General features: G+C 42.4%; 17 protein-coding genes. 12 read left to right on the top strand and 5 right to left on the bottom strand.

Annotation, left to right across the window (positions count from 1 at the left end; translation table 11 throughout):
• Positions 1-238 precede the first annotated feature (238 nt).
• A complete protein-coding gene (locus DS891_RS15270) occupies positions 239-2,182 on the bottom strand; it encodes a S9 family peptidase (RefSeq protein ID WP_010606872.1) in 1,944 nt (647 codons plus the stop codon).
• A 102-nt stretch (positions 2,183-2,284) separates the two neighbouring features.
• The gene (gene mtnA, locus DS891_RS15265; RefSeq protein ID WP_174170248.1) at positions 2,285-3,307 is read right to left on the bottom strand and encodes an S-methyl-5-thioribose-1-phosphate isomerase; all 1,023 of its coding nucleotides are present in this window, start codon (positions 3,305-3,307) and stop codon (positions 2,285-2,287) included.
• A 120-nt stretch (positions 3,308-3,427) separates the two neighbouring features.
• Here mtnA and mtnK point away from each other — a divergent pair, with 120 nt between their 5' ends.
• Positions 3,428-4,630, top strand: a complete 1,203-nt coding sequence (gene mtnK, locus DS891_RS15260) for an S-methyl-5-thioribose kinase (protein WP_174170247.1) — start codon at positions 3,428-3,430, stop codon at positions 4,628-4,630.
• A 74-nt stretch (positions 4,631-4,704) separates the two neighbouring features.
• Here the strand turns inward: mtnK and DS891_RS15255 are convergent, their stop codons facing one another.
• Positions 4,705-6,486, bottom strand: coding sequence for a DUF885 family protein (locus tag DS891_RS15255; protein WP_010606875.1), 1,782 nt, complete (start codon positions 6,484-6,486; stop codon positions 4,705-4,707).
• A gap of 384 nt (positions 6,487-6,870) precedes the next feature.
• Between DS891_RS15255 and DS891_RS15250 the strand changes: the two genes are divergently transcribed.
• The 11 genes from DS891_RS15250 (at position 6,871) to hemB (ending at position 16,577) form a co-directional block, all read left to right on the top strand.
• Positions 6,871-7,872 (top strand): GGDEF domain-containing protein, encoded by a 1,002-nt coding sequence (locus DS891_RS15250; RefSeq protein WP_174170246.1) that lies wholly within the window; start codon positions 6,871-6,873, stop codon positions 7,870-7,872.
• A gap of 118 nt (positions 7,873-7,990) precedes the next feature.
• Positions 7,991-8,746, top strand: coding sequence for a bifunctional demethylmenaquinone methyltransferase/2-methoxy-6-polyprenyl-1,4-benzoquinol methylase UbiE (gene ubiE / locus DS891_RS15245; RefSeq protein WP_174170245.1), 756 nt, complete (start codon positions 7,991-7,993; stop codon positions 8,744-8,746).
• A gap of 8 nt (positions 8,747-8,754) precedes the next feature.
• Positions 8,755-9,369 (top strand): SCP2 domain-containing protein, encoded by a 615-nt coding sequence (locus DS891_RS15240; RefSeq protein WP_174170244.1) that lies wholly within the window; start codon positions 8,755-8,757, stop codon positions 9,367-9,369.
• A gap of 1 nt (position 9,370) precedes the next feature.
• Positions 9,371-10,975 carry a ubiquinone biosynthesis regulatory protein kinase UbiB gene (ubiB, locus tag DS891_RS15235; protein ID WP_174170243.1) on the top strand — a complete coding sequence of 535 codons (1,605 nt, stop codon included), beginning with the start codon at positions 9,371-9,373 and terminating at the stop codon, positions 10,973-10,975.
• A gap of 60 nt (positions 10,976-11,035) precedes the next feature.
• Positions 11,036-11,272 (top strand): Sec-independent protein translocase subunit TatA, encoded by a 237-nt coding sequence (tatA, locus tag DS891_RS15230; RefSeq protein ID WP_010376470.1) that lies wholly within the window; start codon positions 11,036-11,038, stop codon positions 11,270-11,272.
• 6 nt (positions 11,273-11,278) lie between these two features.
• On the top strand, positions 11,279-11,590 hold the full coding sequence (tatB, locus tag DS891_RS15225; RefSeq protein ID WP_010606879.1) for a Sec-independent protein translocase protein TatB: 312 nt from the start codon (positions 11,279-11,281) through the stop codon (positions 11,588-11,590).
• A 111-nt stretch (positions 11,591-11,701) separates the two neighbouring features.
• On the top strand, positions 11,702-12,445 hold the full coding sequence (gene tatC, locus DS891_RS15220; protein ID WP_010606880.1) for a twin-arginine translocase subunit TatC: 744 nt from the start codon (positions 11,702-11,704) through the stop codon (positions 12,443-12,445).
• Positions 12,442-12,942, top strand: coding sequence for a hypothetical protein (locus DS891_RS15215; RefSeq protein WP_010606881.1), 501 nt, complete (start codon positions 12,442-12,444; stop codon positions 12,940-12,942). Before tatC ends, DS891_RS15215 begins: the two co-directional genes overlap by 4 nt.
• Positions 12,942-13,718 carry a TatD family hydrolase gene (locus DS891_RS15210; protein ID WP_174170242.1) on the top strand — a complete coding sequence of 259 codons (777 nt, stop codon included), beginning with the start codon at positions 12,942-12,944 and terminating at the stop codon, positions 13,716-13,718. Before DS891_RS15215 ends, DS891_RS15210 begins: the two co-directional genes overlap by 1 nt.
• An 8-nt stretch (positions 13,719-13,726) precedes the next feature.
• Complete coding sequence (locus DS891_RS15205) at positions 13,727-15,565, top strand: diguanylate cyclase (protein ID WP_174170241.1); 1,839 nt, start codon at positions 13,727-13,729, stop codon at positions 15,563-15,565.
• A gap of 1 nt (position 15,566) precedes the next feature.
• Entirely contained in the window at positions 15,567-16,577 is a 1,011-nt protein-coding gene (hemB, locus tag DS891_RS15200; RefSeq protein WP_174170240.1) for a porphobilinogen synthase, read from the top strand.
• A gap of 47 nt (positions 16,578-16,624) precedes the next feature.
• Here hemB and DS891_RS15195 read toward each other — a convergent pair whose 3' ends face one another.
• Positions 16,625-17,014: a hypothetical protein gene (locus DS891_RS15195; RefSeq protein ID WP_174170239.1), complete on the bottom strand. Its 390-nt coding sequence runs from the start codon at positions 17,012-17,014 to the stop codon at positions 16,625-16,627.
• A gap of 244 nt (positions 17,015-17,258) precedes the next feature.
• Positions 17,259-19,346: an elongation factor G gene (gene fusA / locus DS891_RS15190; protein ID WP_174170238.1), complete on the bottom strand. Its 2,088-nt coding sequence runs from the start codon at positions 19,344-19,346 to the stop codon at positions 17,259-17,261.
• Positions 19,347-19,530 lie beyond the last annotated feature (184 nt).

Here is a 19,530-nt window from a genome sequence, read left to right as displayed (position 1 = left end):
GCGCTCTATTACAAGAAAATTAATCTGCATCGTGAGCATTTGAAGCTGTCATAATGAATGGCTAAGCTTTGGATAAAGCATAACCGATTATGTGTGATTTCACCTAGCATGTGGCGTGATTTTAAACTGTTCTTGAATTTAAAAAGCTTTGCTCAGTTCGAATAAGATAAGTATTGAAGGTGTTAGTTGAGAAATATGATAGCCAGCATCAATTGCTGGCTATTATTGTACTTTATTACTATAACTGCATGGGCTTTTCTAAGAATGCCAGCACTTTCTTAAAGTATTTCAGACGATGTTCCGGTTTATAGAAACCATGCCCTTCATCTTCAAGTAAGTAATACTGATAAGGCTTATCAGCCTTTTTCAGTGCATCAATTAAAGATTCCGCTTGTTCAATTGGCGCTCTTTGGTCCTCACCACCATGTACGATAAGGACTGGAACCTTAAGCTTCTCGACATTATAGCTTGGAGAAAATTCCTTTAACTGCTTTTCATCGGTGCCAAGTACACGTTCTAAATATGCGACCCCTGAACTACGCTGAGCAATATCACCTTCTTCAAACATCAGTGGTAAATCATATACGCCAACCACACCTACAGCACATTGGAATAAGTCTGGTTCTAATATTGCGCTTTGCAATGCCGAATAACCACCGAAGCTCGCTCCCATAATACAAATCCGATTTTTATCAGCGATACCTTTAGAGATTAAGTCACGGGTTCCATCAATGATGTCATATTGAATTTCTTTGCCCCACTTTCTATAGCCAAGCTCTTCAAATGCATCTCCATAACCACCTGACCCTCGAAAGTTAATTTGTAATACAGCCATACCTCTGCTCGCGAGCATTTGCACTTCAGGGTCAAACTGCCAATAATCTCTTGGTCCGTGAGGTCCACCATGCGGCATAACAATCAAAGGAAGGTTTTTCTTTTCTTTACCTTGTGGTGTGGTGAGGTACCCGTGAATAGTAATTCCATCACGTCCTTTAAAACTGATGGCTTCCATCGTTGACATACTATTAGGATCAATCCAACTACGGTTTGCGACTAATAACCCAAGTTGATTTTTCTTGCTATCAAATAGATAGTAATTTCCAGGATTAATATCACTACCAGCAAAAACGATAACTCTGCTGCCATCTCGAGTACCACTTACTATGCGGATCTGATTCCCCGGTATTGAAGCTATAAGCGACTTTAGTCGTTGGCTCCATATTGAATCTTGATCTACGAACGCATACGTCGGATAATCCGGATCGAGCTCAATTGCGAAAGGAGTTTGATTAACCGGATCACGCCATATTTTAGATGGATCAACTAATTTGTCTTGGAAAAAATGCTTGAGCTTGCCAGTTTCCAGTGTCAGTTGATAAACCCCTCGCGGCTCTCCTGCTTTTGCAGCGGATAGATACGCCAATTTACCCGATTCATCAAAACCATGTAGCCAATAGTCATCAAGATCTTGTGCTAGTGTTAACTCTTTCCAGTCACTATCTTTTGTATTTTTTATAAATACAGATGTGTTACCATTATCATCAGTCGAAGCAACAGCTCTCACCTCCCCTTGATGATCTGTCAAAAAACGCCCCATCCTACGCGGAGATATAGAGACTTTTCGTCTAACACCTGAATGGACGTTGACTTCGTATACCACAGTTACTGGCTCCTTAGAGCCTGACCACGGATAAGTCACGATCAGCATTTTATCTTCATCATTGACCAAAGGGTCAAGGATGTAGGAAGTGCCATACAGAGGTGTCGCTTTTTTCAGTCGTGATCCGGTTTGAATTTCACCTTGATATCCAACTAAGTATCTCCCTCGGCTACCGTCAACATTTACACCAAATAATTCGCCATGATACTCAGGGTGATCTCGCCACCCTCGGATATACTCTTTCTCAAGTACTACACGGTTGTCGTTAACCCACTCATAACGACCAACTTGGGCATTACCGTTGAATCTCACGGCATGAATAACCTTAAATCCATCAAGCTCTAGAAAACCCAAGATACTTTTTCCTTCAGCTTTAGTGATAAAGCCTAGGTATTCACCGTTTGGTGATATTTTTACACTTGAAAACTCACTACCTTTGCTAAACGCCTCCAACGGTATGTCTTGCTGAGCAAACACAGCTGTCGCCATCAAGGAAAGAATTAAAATAAGTAACTTTTTCATCCTGTTATAACTTCTCCATTATTATTAAAAATAGTCATCACTTTAATGGGTACATTGTAACAAGAGTTTAGTCACTTAGGTAGTTGTATAATTTACAAATGTTTAACTTTGTAAAAATTCTCCCTTGGCAACATCCTCAGCCGTAAATAACCCCGTATCCAACACCCATCCGGTGATCAAACTCGCTGGTGTAACATCGAATGCAGGGTTATATACCTCAGCATTGTTGGGTGCCCATTGGCAATCACCAAAGCTGCCACTGACACCAGTTACTTCGCTTTTGGCACGTTGTTCAATTGGAATGGCTGCGCCATTTGGACAGCTGCTATCTAATGTTGTGATCGGAGCAACCACATAAAAAGGAATATTATGGAAATGGGCTAACACTGCTAGATTATAAGTGCCGACTTTATTCGCAAAATCACCGTTTGCCGCAATCCTATCTGCCCCCACAAAGATTTTATCGACTTTACCCGCCGCCAGTAAACTCGCAGCCATATTGTCACAGATTAGCGTGTATGGGATTTGCCATGCATCTAGTTCAAACGCGGTGAGCCTACCACCTTGTAACAGTGGCCTAGTTTCATCAACCCAAACATGAATGTCACCATGTTGTTTTGCAGCATGATGAATTACGCCAAGTGCGGTGCCTACACCTGCCGTTGCCAGTGCGCCAGTATTGCAGTGGGTAAGAATATTGTCTCCCGCATTCACAAGCTCTGCACCTATGCTTGCCATACGGTCGCATAGCGCAGTGTCTTCTTCAAATAACTGTTCAGCGGTTGTGATCACTTGTTGTTGCCAATCATTCGCCCGTAACGCTTCACGCAATCTCGCCATGCAGTACATTAAATTCACCGCTGTGGGGCGTGTTGCTTCAAGTTCATCTATCGAACGGGCAATTGTGTCTTTACCTTCTCCCTGTTCGACAAGATAACCAATTAACAAACTTGCCGCTAAACCAATAAGCGGAGCGCCGCGAACCTTAAGTGTCAGAATTAGCTCACTCATCGTCGCAACGTCGCGGCATTCATGCCACACCTGTTGATGTGGCAGTAAGTATTGATCCAATACCTGTACCACGCCCGATTCGAATTTAAGACTACGTGCAATTAAGGTTTTCATGACATCCCGCTCTTTCAAAGTGTACTAATGATATTTTACATCAAGATCTAAAGAAGTATAGACATCTAAACATTTAAAAATATAGAATGCTAATAGCAAATATCCACAAGGTGCAGAAACATGTCGAGCTACATTGCATTTGATGCAGAAAAAGTTATTGATTACATTACTAATTTAGGAAGTTTCTTTGATAAAGATGCAACCTTATCTTGTTATGAGTTTGGTGATGGCAATCTGAATTTGGTTTTCCGCGTGCAAGATACGCAAGAAAATAGCATCATCGTCAAGCAAGCTTTGCCTTACGCTCGATGTGTGGGTGAGAGCTGGCCACTGACGTTAGACAGAGCCAGAATTGAAGCTAGTGTGTTACAACGCCATGGTGAGATCTGCCCAGATACCACAGCAAAAGTGCTGCACCACAATACAGAGCTTGCGGTAACTGTGTTGGAAGATCTTGGTCATCTACGCATTTTGCGCGGTGAATTAAACCAAGCGAACACCTTTGCAAGACTCAGCAAAGACGTCGCAAATTACCTAGCAAAAACCAGCTTTTATCACTCAAGTTTTTACTTAACACCGAGTGAAAAGAAAGCCCTAGTCACCGAGTTTACTAATCCTGAGCTGTGCGCAATCACTGAAGATTTGTTCTTCGACGACCCATACCGCGATGCTGAAAGAAACAACTTTCCAGCCGCATTGCAATCGTCTGTGGAAATGCTAAGAAACAATAAGACGTTATTAGTTGAAGTGGCAAAGCTCAAAGCCCAGTTTCTCAATGCACCAGAAGCCTTGCTCCACGGTGATATCCATACTGGTAGTATTTTCGTCGATGCCAAGCACACTAAGCTAATCGATCCAGAGTTTGGCTTTTTTGGCCCCATTGGCTTTGATTTAGGCTCATTTATCGGCAATTTATTGCTCAACTACTGTGCCCAACATGCTCGCATTAACGCTCTGCCAAAACGTCGAAATATGCAAGTGTATTTACTCGATAGTATCGCCACCACCCTATCTAACTTCTATGTAACTTGGCTTGAACTGGCAAAAACACAAACACGCGACCTGTCATTGCAAGCAGATGGCTACGCGGAATACTTCCTCACTAAGGTATTGCAAGACGCGGTTGGTTATTGTGGGTGTGAATTGATCCGCCGCACCATTGGTCTCGCACATGTTGCGGACATAGATGCGATTGAAGATGAAGATGCACGCTTAGCGGCACAACAGCGAGCGCTGCACTTAGGTGAACAGCTCATCATTAATGCCAATAAATGCCGAACGACTGATGATGTGTATCAGCTAATTATTAGTTTTGTAAACTAAACTAGCTTAGGCTAATAAAATAAAAAAGCCCAACGTCTTTACTTTGGGCTTTTTTATTAAATGGATAATCTCGATTACTTACGTGCTTGATTCATCGTGGTTTCAATATATTTGTCGATTTGGTCTTCAAGCACAAACAATGGTACAGAACCATGTCGTAAGATTTGATGGTGGAACTCACGGATATCAAACTGATCGCCCAGTGCTTTTTCTGCTTTGCGACGTAGCCGCTTAATGGTTAGTTCACCAATTTTGTATGACAGCGCTTGAGCCGGCCAAGAGATATAACGATCAGTCTCCGTTTTAACATTATGTAAGGACAATGCAGTGTTGTCTTTCATAAAGTTCATCGCTCGCTCGCGGCTCCAACCAAACATATGCATGCCAGTGTCTACAACCAAACGAGCCGCTCGCCACATCTCGTAGGTTAAGCGACCAAAATCACTGTAAGGATCTTGATAAAACCCGGCTTCGATACCCAAAAACTCAGAATATAGCCCCCATCCCTCACCAAAAGCAGAAATATATTCGTTACGACGATATTCCGGTAGATAATCAAGCTCGGCATTCAAGGAGATCTGCAAATGGTGACCAGGCACGGCCTCATGTAGAGTCAATGCTTCTAATACATACAACGGGCGCTTATCCAGAGCGTAGGTATTTACCCAATAATAGCCAGCATCAGTATCGCTACGTGCACCAGAGTAACGCCCGGTTGTATATTTAGGTGCAATGCTCGCAGGCACTGGAGCGACACCGTATGGCTTTCTTGGTAATGTATGGAATAGCTTAGGTAGCTGGGCATCCATCTTCTTTGCTATATATGCAGCTTCTTTAAGCAGCGCTTCGGGGGTTTTAGCATAAAACTGTGGATCGGTTCTTAAGAACTGCACAAAGTCGGCAAAAGACCCCTTAAAGCCCACTTTTTTAATGATTTTTTCCATTTCTGCACGGATCCGAGCCACTTCTTTAAGACCAAGCTCGTGGATCTCTTTTGGCGTCATATTCGTGGTGGTGTAGTATTTAGCACGATTCGCATAAAACGCTTCACCATTTGGTGTCGAAGAAATTCCAATTTCAGTTCTAGCCGCAGGACGATACTCATTGACAAAGAAATTAAGGTAATTTTGATATGCAGCGATCACATCACCTTGAATAATCTTTTTGGCACGCTGTTGCAGCGCTTTAAATTCAGCATCAGGTAAACCCGCTTGGTTTTGTGTAAACGGGCCATAAAACTCAGATTTTGTCACATCATCAACGATATAGGCTTCGATAGAACTTTCATAACCTTCAAGCACAGCTTTCGGCTGAGTCAGACCAATCGCCATACCTTCTTTCATCCAGTCGATATTTTGCTTGAAATAACGAGGAACTTGCTGCAAACGTGCTAAATATAGCTCGTAACCAGCACGTTTTTTAAAATCATGACTCGAGATCATAAAAGACAGACCGGAATGAAAACCATATTCTGAGGTGAGCGGCATATAGTGACTATGAAAACGATATTCATCGACGCTATTCTGCACTTGTGCACGCAAAATAGTGAGATTGATTTGATTTTCCTCACTTAGCGCTGAAGTGTCGATATTGTCGAGCTGAGCCAAGAACTGTAGACGCTGCTGATTTGTGGTCGCCAACTTTTCTGCACTGAGGTTTGGTAGCAGAAACTCTACTTTTGTATCACTGCGACCATAGGCATTGTTATCACTTCTAAATTTCATAACGCTGCCAGCTATTTGAGTAAACTCAGCGTTATTGTCACTTCCGGTAATAGCACAACCTGATAAGGCGACGGTTAAATAAACGGCGACGCTTGAACGTTTAGTCCACAGCTTTAATTTTGGTGATAACACGCTGACTTCCTCGATACGTTGTTGTTACTCAGTTCGCGGTAAAATAGCCAAAAAATAATGATTATCCATCGCTCTGAGCTTTGTTATGGTGAAATGAACTTTCTGCTAGTCAAAGTAGGAGAGTCCCGTAACAGATGCAACTTAATTCGACAGAATCACGAATATCTCAGATCGAATACAATTTACTCAACCTAGTAAAAATTGATGAGAAAATCAGCAATTCAACAAAAAAATGTAAATTTTCTATTTCAAAGACAAATTTTTTACTTTTAAATTCGGACGATACAGATTAATGTAGGTCTAGTGCAATTAGGACAAGAGTTACACCGATGGAGTTGGTGGTAGTTCATTAACGTTTGATAATTAATTGTTGTGGTAAATGAAATGATGCTCCATGATCCCATGGCTGTTGCCCAAGAAAAAATGACACAGGTGTGCCTGTTTTTAGAGCAACATCATTTGCCGCCCACGCCTTTAAATTATCAGGTTGCTTATACCCATATTAGCGCCACGAACAAAGATCTCGACTGTGCCATCAACAAAGCCATCAAAGCGCACACAAAAATAGACTGTGTATTCATTGAACAACTCTACTATCAGTTTCTAGATCAAGGACAAAAAACACAATCTGAATTGCTTGAAGGTGTTGATTCTTTGGTGACTGAATTACACGAAAATGCAGAAACCTCACAAAAGCAGGTTATTCGCTTTGCCCAACAAGTCAGTCAATGTGTGCATAATTTAGATGAACACAACATTCAAAAGAGTAAGCGCGCACTATCAACACTCACCAAACAAACTGAGCTATTGCTAAAACAGCACAAACAATTTAAACAAGCGTTAATAAAATCGCGTTTAGATTATGAACGTAATCAAAAGTTACTACTCGACTTGCGTAAACAACACTTATTAGACCCACAAACGGGTCTTTATAAGCGTCACTATCTTCATCAAAAAGTGTCCCTATGGCAATCACAGCAAAAATCTGTCTGTGCGCTTTCTATTCAAGTTGATAACCTTGACGAGTTTTCAACGCGGTTTGGTGATGTTGTGGGTGAAGTTGTGCTTAATCGTATCGCCAATAATATCAAACGTTATGTCGTTGAAAGCGGCTTACCTGGTCGCACAGGTAAAAAAGAATTCACGGTTATCCTTGCCGATGTAGATTTAGATACCGCGAGTGTTATCGCGGAAAAAGTGCGTAAAGGTGTTGAGCGATTAAAGTTTGTCAGCGCGAAAGGGAAAATTCCATTACCCAATGTGTCTCTGGCCCTTGGGATAGCCCAACTTGCACCAGAGCAAGACTTTAATATGTTGGCAAAACGCGCAGGTTACGCTGCACAGAAAGCACATTCTCTCGGCCAACACTGTTATATTAGTCACTGATCCGCAATATCCTCTTTTGTTTGCATTTTCAACAATACAACACGGATAAGAAATTGCACCTACGGCTACCAATCAAGTACACTAGCAAGCATAGTTGCAGAGTAATGATGGAACCCACATGAAAGAGTCACAAGACAATACTACCCACTTTGGATACAAAACAGTCGAGACCGACAAAAAAGCCTCTATGGTTGCAGACGTATTTCATTCTGTAGCTGCAAAATACGACATCATGAATGATCTGATGTCATTCGGTATCCATCGTTTGTGGAAGCGTCAAACTATTGCCTGCTCAGGTGTACGCGCTGGTCACAAAGTACTTGATCTTGCTGGCGGTACGGGTGATTTAACCGCAAGATTTAGCGAATTAGTTGGTGATAAAGGACAAGTTGTTTTAGGTGATATTAACGACTCAATGCTTAAAGTAGGCCGCGAAAAATTACGCGATTCGGGACTTGTTGGCAATATTGAATACGTTCAAATGAACGCAGAAATGCTACCATTTGCCGATAATACTTTTGATGTCATCACTATTGCCTTTGGTTTACGTAACGTAACTGATAAAGATAAAGCATTGCGCTCAATGTACAGAGTACTAAAGCCAGGTGGACGCTTACTGGTACTTGAATTTTCAAAGACAGATAATGAAGCGCTGGCAAAGTTGTATGATATGTATTCATTTACACTACTCCCAGCCATGGGCAAATTAGTTGCAAATGACAGTGAGTCTTATCGCTACCTTGCAGAGTCTATTCGCATGCACCCAGATCAAGAAACGCTAAAATCCATGATGGATGAAGCCGGTTTTGAACAAACTGACTACCAAAACATGACCGGAGGCATCGTCGCCCTTCATCGCGGCTTTAAATTCTAGGAGTTGCTGTGTTAGCTTCATTACTTGGCGCCGTACTTGAGACGGCTTTAAACAAAGGTCTTAAACTCTCACCTGAGCTAAAGCATGTGCTAAGTAAAGGCCAACACAAAGTGCTCAGTGTTGATATTCGAGATCAAAATACTTGTTTAGCTATTACTTACACAGGCATTAACATTCACGTTCTATGCCCTTTTGATGGCGAAGCCGATTGTTCTATTAGTGCCGATTTACCAACCTTGCTTGAGCTCAAAGATCCAAGCCAACTTACTGCGCTTATCCGTCAAGATAAGCTCGATCTTGAAGGGGATTTGGCACTAGCACAACTATATAGTAGTGCGTTGGCAACACTTGATATTGATTGGGCGGAGCACCTCGCCAAATATGTCGGTGATGCACCCGCACAAGTTGCCGTAGATACCTTTCATAAGTTAGCGCATCGCGCAAAGCAAGATGGACAGGTAGCCAAAGCAACACTAACTGGGTTATTTCAAGATGAGTTGAAGGTTGCGCCTCACCCGCTCGAGTTTCAACAGTTTAAGCAGCAAGTGAGAACCCTAAACAATCAAGTCGAAAGCTTAAATCAACGCCTCAGCGCATTACTTCAGCAGAACAAAGGAAATTAGGTTGTCTTTACTTCGCTTGCATCAGATCACCAAAACATTTTTAACCTATGGTTTAGACGAAATCGTCCCTGCGCATAAGCAGCCTTGGTACGGTAAACTCGCTCGAGCAAGTTTGTTTTGGCTGCGCAACAAACATAAAGACAAACCAGTAGGCACACGCCTACGTCTGGCACTACAAACTTTGGGGCCGGTGTGGATCAAGTTCGGCCAGATGCTTTCGACCCGTCGAGATTTACTGCCACCAGACATTGCCGAAGAACTTGCATTTTTGCAGGATCAAGTTCAACCATTTGACCCCGCGATGGCACAAAAGCTCATTGAACAAGCGCTAGAAATCGACGATATTCATGAATACTTTGCTGAATTTGAATCAAACCCGCTGGCTTCAGCCTCAATAGCGCAAGTGCATGCTGCCAAGCTACAACACAAAGAAGATCTGAAGGATGTCGTGATCAAAGTTATTCGTCCCGATATCGAAAAACAAATCCATGCCGATCTCTCTTTAATGGAGCGTTTCGCTAAAATCGTTGTCAATTTACTCAGCGAAGGAAAACGTCTGCGCCCAGTGGAAGTTGTTAGGGAATACAAAAAAACCTTACTCGACGAGCTAGACTTGATGCGAGAAGGCGCGAACGCAATTCAACTCAGACGCAACTTTGAAGACTCAGATTCACTGTATATCCCTGAGGTATATAGTGATTATTCACGTAAAAACGTGCTGGTGATGGAACGCATCTACGGTATTCCGGTTTCAGACACCGAAGCCTTGTTAGCGCAAGGCACCAATATGAAATTGCTGGCCGAGCGCGGCGTGGAAGTCTTTTTCACACAGGTCTTCCGTGACAGTTTTTTCCATGCAGATATGCATCCTGGCAATATTTTTGTCGCTCGTGAAAATCCTCATAACCCTAAGTACATTGGCATAGATTGCGGCATAGTCGGCACCTTAAACCGTGAAGATAAAAGGTATTTGGCCGAAAACTTTATCGCCTTTTTTAATCGTGATTATCGTCAGGTGGCACAGCTTCATGTGGACTCTGGCTGGGTTCCTGCAGATACCTGCGTAGAAGAGTTTGAGTTTGCCATTCGCACCGTATGCGAACCTATTTTTAACAAGCCGCTTGCAGAAATCTCTTTTGGCCATGTGCTAGTGAATTTGTTTAACACGGCGAGGCGCTTCAACATGGAAGTGCAACCACAATTAGTATTATTGCAAAAAACCCTGCTGTATGTAGAAGGTCTAGGGCGTCAGCTTTATCCGCAGTTAGATCTGTGGAAAACAGCAAAACCATTTTTAGAGCATTGGGTACAAGAGCAAGTAGGCCCTTTCGCGGTGGCGAAAAAGCTATATGCAAACTTACCATTTTGGGCTGAAAAAATGCCTGAACTGCCAGATTTGATTTATCAAAATCTCAAGCGCCGCCCACCTCCACCTGTCACACAAAAAGCAGATACTGCTACAAAGCCGCTGTTGTTAGGCTTAGCAGCGAGTAGTTTTGCAATAATATCGGGATTGAGCTTTATTTTTGACAAACCTGTCGCAAGTAGCCTACTTGCGATTATTGCCGTGCTAGTATTTATTGGCGCATGGCGTAAAACAGGGTGATTTTTTGCTCGCTAGGCGTATAATCATTATTCATAAGCAGTAAGTATCAATGGAGTTATTATGGGATTCGGTGGGATCAGTATTTGGCAATTACTTATTATTTTAGCCATCATTGTTTTGTTATTTGGAACTAAAAAACTACGCGGTATTGGTAGTGATTTAGGCGGTGCAGTTAAAGGCTTTAAAAAGGCGGTATCGGATGAGCAAACTGCGACCGACTCTGAGCCAGAAAAGTTAAAAAATACAACAACTGAGCAAGCACAACCTGTATCAGAGAAAGAAAAAGATAAGGTGTAATTCAACATGGGTATGTGGGAGTTAGTGGTCGTTCTTATCGTCGGTCTAATTGTACTTGGCCCTGAACGTCTTCCCGTTGCAATCCGCACCGTAGCGAGATGGATAAAAACGGTAAAGTCTGTCGCTAATTCAGTCAAAGCTGAAGTAAGTGAAGAGTTACGCGTTCACGAGCTACATAATAATTTAAAGAAAGCGGAACAACAGGGAATGCAAGATTTGGCCCCCGAACTCAAGCAATCCGTTCAAGAATTACAGGAAGCGGCTGAATCAGTCAGACATTCTTATAAATCAACCGAAAATAATAAAAATAAAGACTAATCAATCTACCAGTTAGATAGTTAGAATGGGTTCAAGTTTTGGATATTTAGACATCCAAGCAGTACCTTTTCTCTTATCCAATTGACATTATATTCGTACGAGTCAAGTTACATGACAGAATCAGCCCAGAGTGGATTTATAGCTCACCTTGTTGAGTTAAGAAACCGCTTAATGAGAGCGTTAATGAGCGTTTTCGTTATCTTTGTTTCCTTGGTGTATTTCGCCAATGATATCTATGCGTTTGTTGCGGCGCCGCTAGTAAATAGCTTGCCTAGCAATACAACAATGATCGCAACAGATGTTACAGCACCGTTTTTTGCCCCCTTTAAACTAACATTATTCGTGTCGTTATTCGCTGCAGTGCCATTTATTTTACATCAAGTGTGGGGCTTCATCGCACCAGGCTTATATAAGCATGAAAAGCGGATGCTTATACCGATATTACTTTCTAGTGTACTACTATTTTATGGCGGGATTGCCTTTTGCTACTTTGTTGTCATGCCTATCATTCTCGGTTTTTTTACCAGTGTGGGACCGGAGATGATGACATTATCACCAGATATTAGCAGTTATCTTGGCTTTATCCTGAAGCTATTTTTTGCTTTTGGCATCGCCTTTGAAATTCCCGTTGCCATCATGCTTATATGTTGGAGTGGTATGACAACCCCTGCGAGTTTAAAAGAGAAACGGCCTTATGTTGTCGTTGGTGCTTTTGTCATCGCAATGTTTTTAACCCCCCCTGATGTTCTATCTCAAACTTTATTGGCACTACCTATGCTACTCTTGTTTGAGTTGGGGCTCATTCTAGCCAGATTTTATAGCACTAAACCACAACAACAGGAGTCAGAAGAATGAAAAAAACCATGATACTGTTTGCAGTTGGCTTTACCTCTCTTTGCGCTGCAAAGCCGATCAATACACAGGCTCTACAAGCTTGTACCCTGATTGAGAATGATTTTAAGCGGCTCATGTGCTATGACAATGTGATTGCAAATAAACCAATCACTGAAGCGCAGTCTGGCAAAGCAATCACAAGTAAAAATAAGGTAAGTGAAGCGCGAAGCGTAGAAAAAATAGAGTCGAAAGAAGATGGTTTTGGCTTAGAGCATAAAGTTAAAGCAGCAAGCGAAGAAATCGAAGAAATTACGGCTAAACTAGTTAAAACCTCTACCCAAGGCCGTAATAAAATGGTCTTCACTCTAGACAATGGCCAAGTATGGCGACAAGTTTCATCAGAGACCTTTTTTGCCAACGAGGGCGACACATTAATTATTGAGCGTGCTTCTTTCGGCTCATTTTTGATGAAAAAAGCGGGTTCAAACCGCACAACGCGAGTTAAACGAGTTAACTAATGGACAAGATGATCGATGCTGGTGTAAACCTCACCAGCTCGCAATTTTCATCCGACTTGGCCGAGGTAATTACTAGAGCCAAAGAAGCAGGCATAGAATCTATGCTAGCAATTGGCTGCGATTTAACAAGCAGCGAGCAAAGTATTTCACTCGCTGAGCAATACCAACTTTATTGTACAGCAGGTGTCCACCCACACGATGCCAAAGATGCACCTGACACGCTCTACGATGACCTCCTCACTCTTTTAAAAAGTAGCAACAAGGCTATTGCTGTTGGTGAATGTGGCTTGGACTTTAATCGCGACTTTTCACCAAGGCCAATACAACAAAACGTGTGCTTGACGCAACTGCAGCTAGCAGAAGCTATTAACTACCCAGTGTATCTACATGAAAGAGATGCGCACGATGCGCTATTTGCGCTACTGCAAGAAGTTAAAGTTCAAGGAGTACTACACTGTTTTACTGGTGACCGTACCGCACTGCGCCATTACTTAGATTACGGACTAATGATTGGCATCACAGGCTGGGTTTGCGATGAACGTAGAGGCACAACGCTGCAAGAGCTCATTCAATACATACCTCTTGACCGTTTACTTTTGGAAACAGACGCGCCGTACCTACTACCAAGAACAATTAACCCAAAACCTAAATCTCGCCGCAATGAACCAATGTACTTATCCTATGTAGCTGAGCAAATTGCACGCTTAAAACAATGTCCCATTTCAGAAGTTATATCCACAACCACTACCAATTTTAAACAATTGTTTGTGAGGTAAAACCAATAATGCGCATTGTGTTATCTTTACTTTTATTGTTATTCAGCTCCGCCGCATTTTCTACTGTGACTATTTCTGAGTCATTTAAGGTAGAGCACCAAATAAAGTTAAGTTATACACTGAGTGAAGACGCCTCTTTAGCTAAATTACTTGCAGCCCCAGCCGAATGGCATGAAAGCATTCAAGTTCCAAAAGGCCTCCGGCCTGTTGAGAAATTTTTATGGTTAAAGATTACAATACACAACGCGAATAACGCTCTCACACCGGTGTTAGTCAGTATAAACAATAACCTCATTGATGCGGTGACTGCTTATCATGTTAAACCAAACCATCCTATATTTACTCTTGATATGGGTGATGCGCTACCACTGATAAGACGACCACTTAAATATGAGTCGTTAGTCATTCCACTTGAGCTACAGCCACAAACGCAAAGCCATTTATATTTGCAAATCAATGATGATGGTGTGTTCAATGCACCTATTGCTATCTGGGAGCCTAACGAATACCTTCAATTTAAGAGTAAATTTAATCTTATTTTTGGGATTTTAGCAGGCTTTGTATTAGCACTCGCTTTAACTAATGCCACACTTTATTTTGTTACCAAAAGAAGTTACTTTCTATGCGCAACTTTATTCATCGCTATAATCTGGCTATTTAACGCTCATATTTATGGCTTTGGCTACCGCTACTTGTATTCTACTTGGCAGTGGTTCCAGCAGTATGGCCAAGGTGTCATGACTTTGCTGCTCAGTATACTACTGTTGCCTACTGCTAGTTATTGCGCAGAAAGAAGGTTACTCGCTCACCCTCTGCTTACACGTAAAAGAATCATTGCGGTCATAGTGAGTTTGTTCGTAATAACCGCTTTTCTGCCAGTTTCTCAGTCACTTTTATTAGCTCAAAGTATCAGTTTTATTATCGCACTAATACTTATCTACATACTTACCCGATTTAGCAATAAAAACCGCAATATCTTAATTGCGATTGCACTTTGCCACTTTATTGTGATCAGCTACCCATTTACAGTTGAACTCGGTGTTCAGTCTGGAAGCTTTTTAAATCACTTGGGGTACTTTGGTATTTTTGCGATAGAAGCGACTTTACTCAGCTATTTACTAGTACGCCTTTACATTTTTCAAAGAGACGAAAAGCTGGTTAAGCAACAACAACGATTGGCGCATACCCAAGCTGAAGATGCCTTATTAAAAGAGAAGCTCAAACTCCAAGAACAAGCACAATATGATTTAGAATCCAATATTGAGGAACGCACTTTTGAGCTACAAGTCACGTTACGAGAACTCGAAGATAAAAATCGAGAACTAGAACGGATGAACATGGAAGACCCACTCACTAAAGTGAAAAATCGTCGTTACTTCGATAAGCGCTTACAAATGGAAGTACGACGCTCAAGACGGGAACAGACAGTACTGAGCCTCGTCATTTTTGATATCGATCACTTCAAAAAAATTAACGATAAATATGGCCACTTGGCTGGTGATCAGGCTATTTGCGAATTTGCCAATTTAATTAAGTCACACTTACGGCGACCGCATGACGAAGTGTTCCGTTATGGCGGTGAAGAGTTCATTTTACTTCTCCCAAATACAGCTGAAGATGGCGCACGTGAAGTAGCTGAGCGATTAAGAATCGCAACCCAAGAGCTCAATATCAAACTTGGGGAAAACACATTAAATATGACCACTAGCGCTGGTATATACAGCGCTGTGGTTTGCGATCCGCATAACCCACAACTTTATACGGACAATGCAGACAAAGCCTTGTATCAAGCAAAACAACAAGGCCGTAATCGCGTTGTTACTTTCAAACCTAACCAGGAGAACTAACGTGGCTCAATCAGGACTCGATCTTTTCCCCCTTACTCGTATGCGTAGAATGCGCCGCGATGATTTTTCAAGACGTCTAATGAGCGAAAGTACGCTAACGGTTAACGATTTAATCTATCCAGTGTTCGTGCTTGATGGTGAGTCTAAACGTGAAGCGATCCCATCTATGCCAGGTATTGAGCGCTTATCTATTGATCTATTAGTTGAGGAAGCCAAACTATTAGTAGAGCTAGGTATTCCTGCTATCGCCTTGTTCCCGGTAACGCCAGCAGAGCAAAAAACATTGCTCGCTGAAGAGGCATACAATCCAGAAGGAATTGCACAAAAAGCCATTCGTGCAATCAAAGCAGCATGTCCCGAGCTCGGTGTGATCACTGACGTTGCACTAGACCCATTCACAGTGCACGGCCAAGACGGTATCTTGGATGAACACGGTTATGTCATGAATGAAGAAACCGTAGAAGTACTGGTCAAGCAAGCGCTTTCTCATGCAGAAGCCGGTGCCGACGTTGTTGCACCATCGGATATGATGGATGGCCGAATTGGCGCTGTACGTGAAGCACTTGAAGAGTGTGGCTTTATCCATACTCGTATTATGGCCTACTCTGCCAAGTACGCTTCAAGCTACTATGGCCCTTTCCGTGACGCAATTGGCTCTGCGGGCAACCTTAAAGGTGCAGACAAAAAAACCTACCAAATGGATCCTGCTAATTCTGACGAAGCATTACGTGAAGTGGCTTTGGATTTACAAGAAGGTGCCGATATGGTGATGGTAAAACCTGGCATGCCATATCTAGATGTCGTCAGACGCGTTAAAGATGAGTTTGGGGTGCCAACATTCGCTTATCAAGTCAGTGGTGAATATGCGATGCATAAGGCTGCAATTGACAATGGTTGGTTGGCTGAAAAACCTGTCGTACTAGAATCTTTACTCGCCTTTAAGCGTGCTGGTGCAGATGGTATTTTGACTTACTTTGCAAAGCAAGCTGCTATTTGGCTTAACGAGAAGTAAGCGTCATTATTTGGAGCAGGTGAAATTTTCACCTGCACAGCTTCAACTTACCTAATCAAGCTTTCTGCTTTTAAAAGCTCATCACTATTCATTTTCCAACTAAAGAAGCGAATGACACGACCGTCATCAAGATACACTTCTGGGATACTTAAAACACCTAAGGAGCGTAACCTAATCGCCTGAATATGTTCCGCATGGATATAATGAGTCTTACCAAAAAAGTTATAGCTAACTCCCGCTTTATCTATATGAAGAAAACGCTTTCCAGTTAATGATAGTGCCAATGTTGTTAGAGTAAACAACAGTAAAATTAATGTAACTATTTGCAACAATGATGAGGGAATAGCCAAGATAGAAAACAGCTCATTACCAAGCCAGATCAACGACAAAGTAAACACGTAGAAAAGCCAGTTTATTTCCAACTCTAGGGTTCTCATTGAGTATCTCCTTTATTTACCCAACCACAATCAAATTTGAGCCCTCGACGCAATAACGTGACCCAATTTATTGAAGAAAAGCTAATGATAAAGTGCCAATGTTCCTAAAGCAAGAACTTTAAAATTAATAAAACATGAAATAATCGTGACGACTTTTAGACAGGATATTAACGCAGTAAATCATTGAGTTTAAAAATAAAAAAGGCCGCCAAAGGCGACCTTTTTATGCAAAATAAGTAATTAATTACTTAGCTGCTTTTTTCTCTTTCTCAGCTGCGATTACCGCGTCAGCAACGTTTGCTGGACATGGTGCATAGTGTGAGAATTCCATTGAGAACTGACCACGACCAGACGTGATAGTACGTAGGTGACCGATGTATCCGAACATTTCAGATAGTGGTACTTCACCCTTGATACGAACGCCCATTGCGCCAGCTTCTTGGTCTTTGATCATACCGCGACGACGGTTAAGGTCACCGATTACGTCACCTACGTTGTCTTCTGGCGTGAACACGTCAACTTTCATGATTGGCTCAAGAAGTTGTGCACCCGCTTTAGGGATAGACTGACGGAATGCGCCTTTAGCAGCGATTTCGAACGCGATTGCTGACGAGTCAACTGCGTGGAAACCACCGTCGAATAGCTCAACTTCAACGTCTAGTACTGGGAAGCCTGCTAGTACACCTTCGTCCATCATTGACTTGAAGCCTTTCTCAACTGCTGGCCAGAATTCCTTAGGAACGTTACCACCAACAACTGTAGACTTGAACGTAAAGCCAGAACCAACTTCACCAGGCTTGATACGGTAGTCAATCTTACCGAACTGACCAGAACCACCAGACTGTTTCTTATGCGTGTAGCTATCTTCAACTTCTTGTGTGATAGTTTCACGGTAAGCAACCTGAGGCTGACCAACGATTAGGTCTACACCGTATGTACGCTTAAGGATGTCTACCTTAATGTCTAGGTGAAGCTCACCCATACCTTTAAGGATAGTTTCACCTGAATCTTCATCAGTCTCAACTTGGAATGAAGGATCTTCTGCAACCATCTTACCGATCGCGATACCCATCTTCTCGTTACCACCTTTATCTTTAGGTGCAACAGCGATTGAGATTACTGGATCAGGGAAGATCATCGCTTCAAGTGTACACTCGTGCTTAGGATCACATAGCGTGTGACCTGTTTGAACGTTCTTCATACCAACAACAGCGATGATGTCACCCGCTTGTGCTTCAGTAAGTTCAGTACGCTCGTCCGCTTGCATCTCAACCATACGGCCGATACGCTCTGTTTTACCAGTTGCAGAGTTAAGGATAGTGTCACCTTTCTTCATGCGACCAGCGTAGATACGGATGAACGTAAGCGCACCGAAACGGTCGTCCATGATTTTGAACGCAAGCGCTTTAAGTGGTGCATCAGCGTCAACAGTTGCTACTTCACCAGTAGGCTCACCTGTTTCTGGATCAGTTAGCGGCTGAGGATCAACTTCTGTAGGAGAAGGTAGGTAATCTACAACAGCGTCAAGTACAAGTTGCATACCTTTGTTTTTGAACGCTGAACCACAGAAAGTTGGGAAGAACGCTAGATCACGAGTACCTTTACGGATACACGCTTTGATTTGCTCGATAGAAGGTACTTCACCTTCCATGTACGCTTCCATTAGGTCGTCGTCTTGCTCAACAGCAGACTCAACTAGCATCTCATGGTATTCTTCAACTTTGTCTACCATGTCAGCTGGAACGTCTTGTACTTCGTAGTTTTCAGGAAGACCTGTGTCATCCCAAACGTATGCTTTCTTCTCAAGTACGTCTACAACACCACAGAACTGGTCTTCGATACCGATTGGAAGCGTCATCACTAGTGGGTTAGCACCAAGTACTTTCTCAACCTGACCAACTACGCGGTAGAAGTCTGCACCCATACGGTCTAGTTTGTTTACGAAGATTACACGTGCAACTTCTGATTCGTTCGCATAACGCCAGTTAGTTTCTGATTGTGGCTCAACACCACCAGAACCACAGAATACACCGATACCACCGTCAAGTACTTTAAGTGAACGGTATACTTCTACTGTGAAGTCAACGTGTCCAGGAGTATCGATAACGTTTAAACGGTGGCCTTTCCACTCACAAGTTACCGCCGCTGATTGGATTGTAATACCACGCTCAGCTTCCTGCTCCATGAAGTCAGTAGTAGACTCACCGTCGTGTACTTCACCAGTTTTGTGGATTTTACCAGTAAGCTTTAGAATACGCTCAGTGGTGGTAGTTTTACCCGCATCAACGTGCGCGAAAATACCAATGTTTCTGTATTTCGATAAATCTGCCATTGTTTTACTCTATTTAAAGTAGAAAAATTATTCGGCGGGAGTATATCACCTCTTGTAGCGAACATCATCCTTGAAGTCGTCTAAAATGCAATCAATTCGCGAAAAAGTTTCTAATGCGAAACTTTGTGACCTATTTTTACCGTATCGCTTACTGCTAGGCCGCTGTATTTAAGAAAATTCCGTT

This window comes from Pseudoalteromonas sp. JC28 (assembly GCF_013319255.1).
In the GTDB taxonomy this organism is placed as follows: Bacteria; Pseudomonadota; Gammaproteobacteria; order Enterobacterales; family Alteromonadaceae; genus Pseudoalteromonas.
This window is presented reverse-complemented; position numbering and strand designations above follow the sequence as displayed.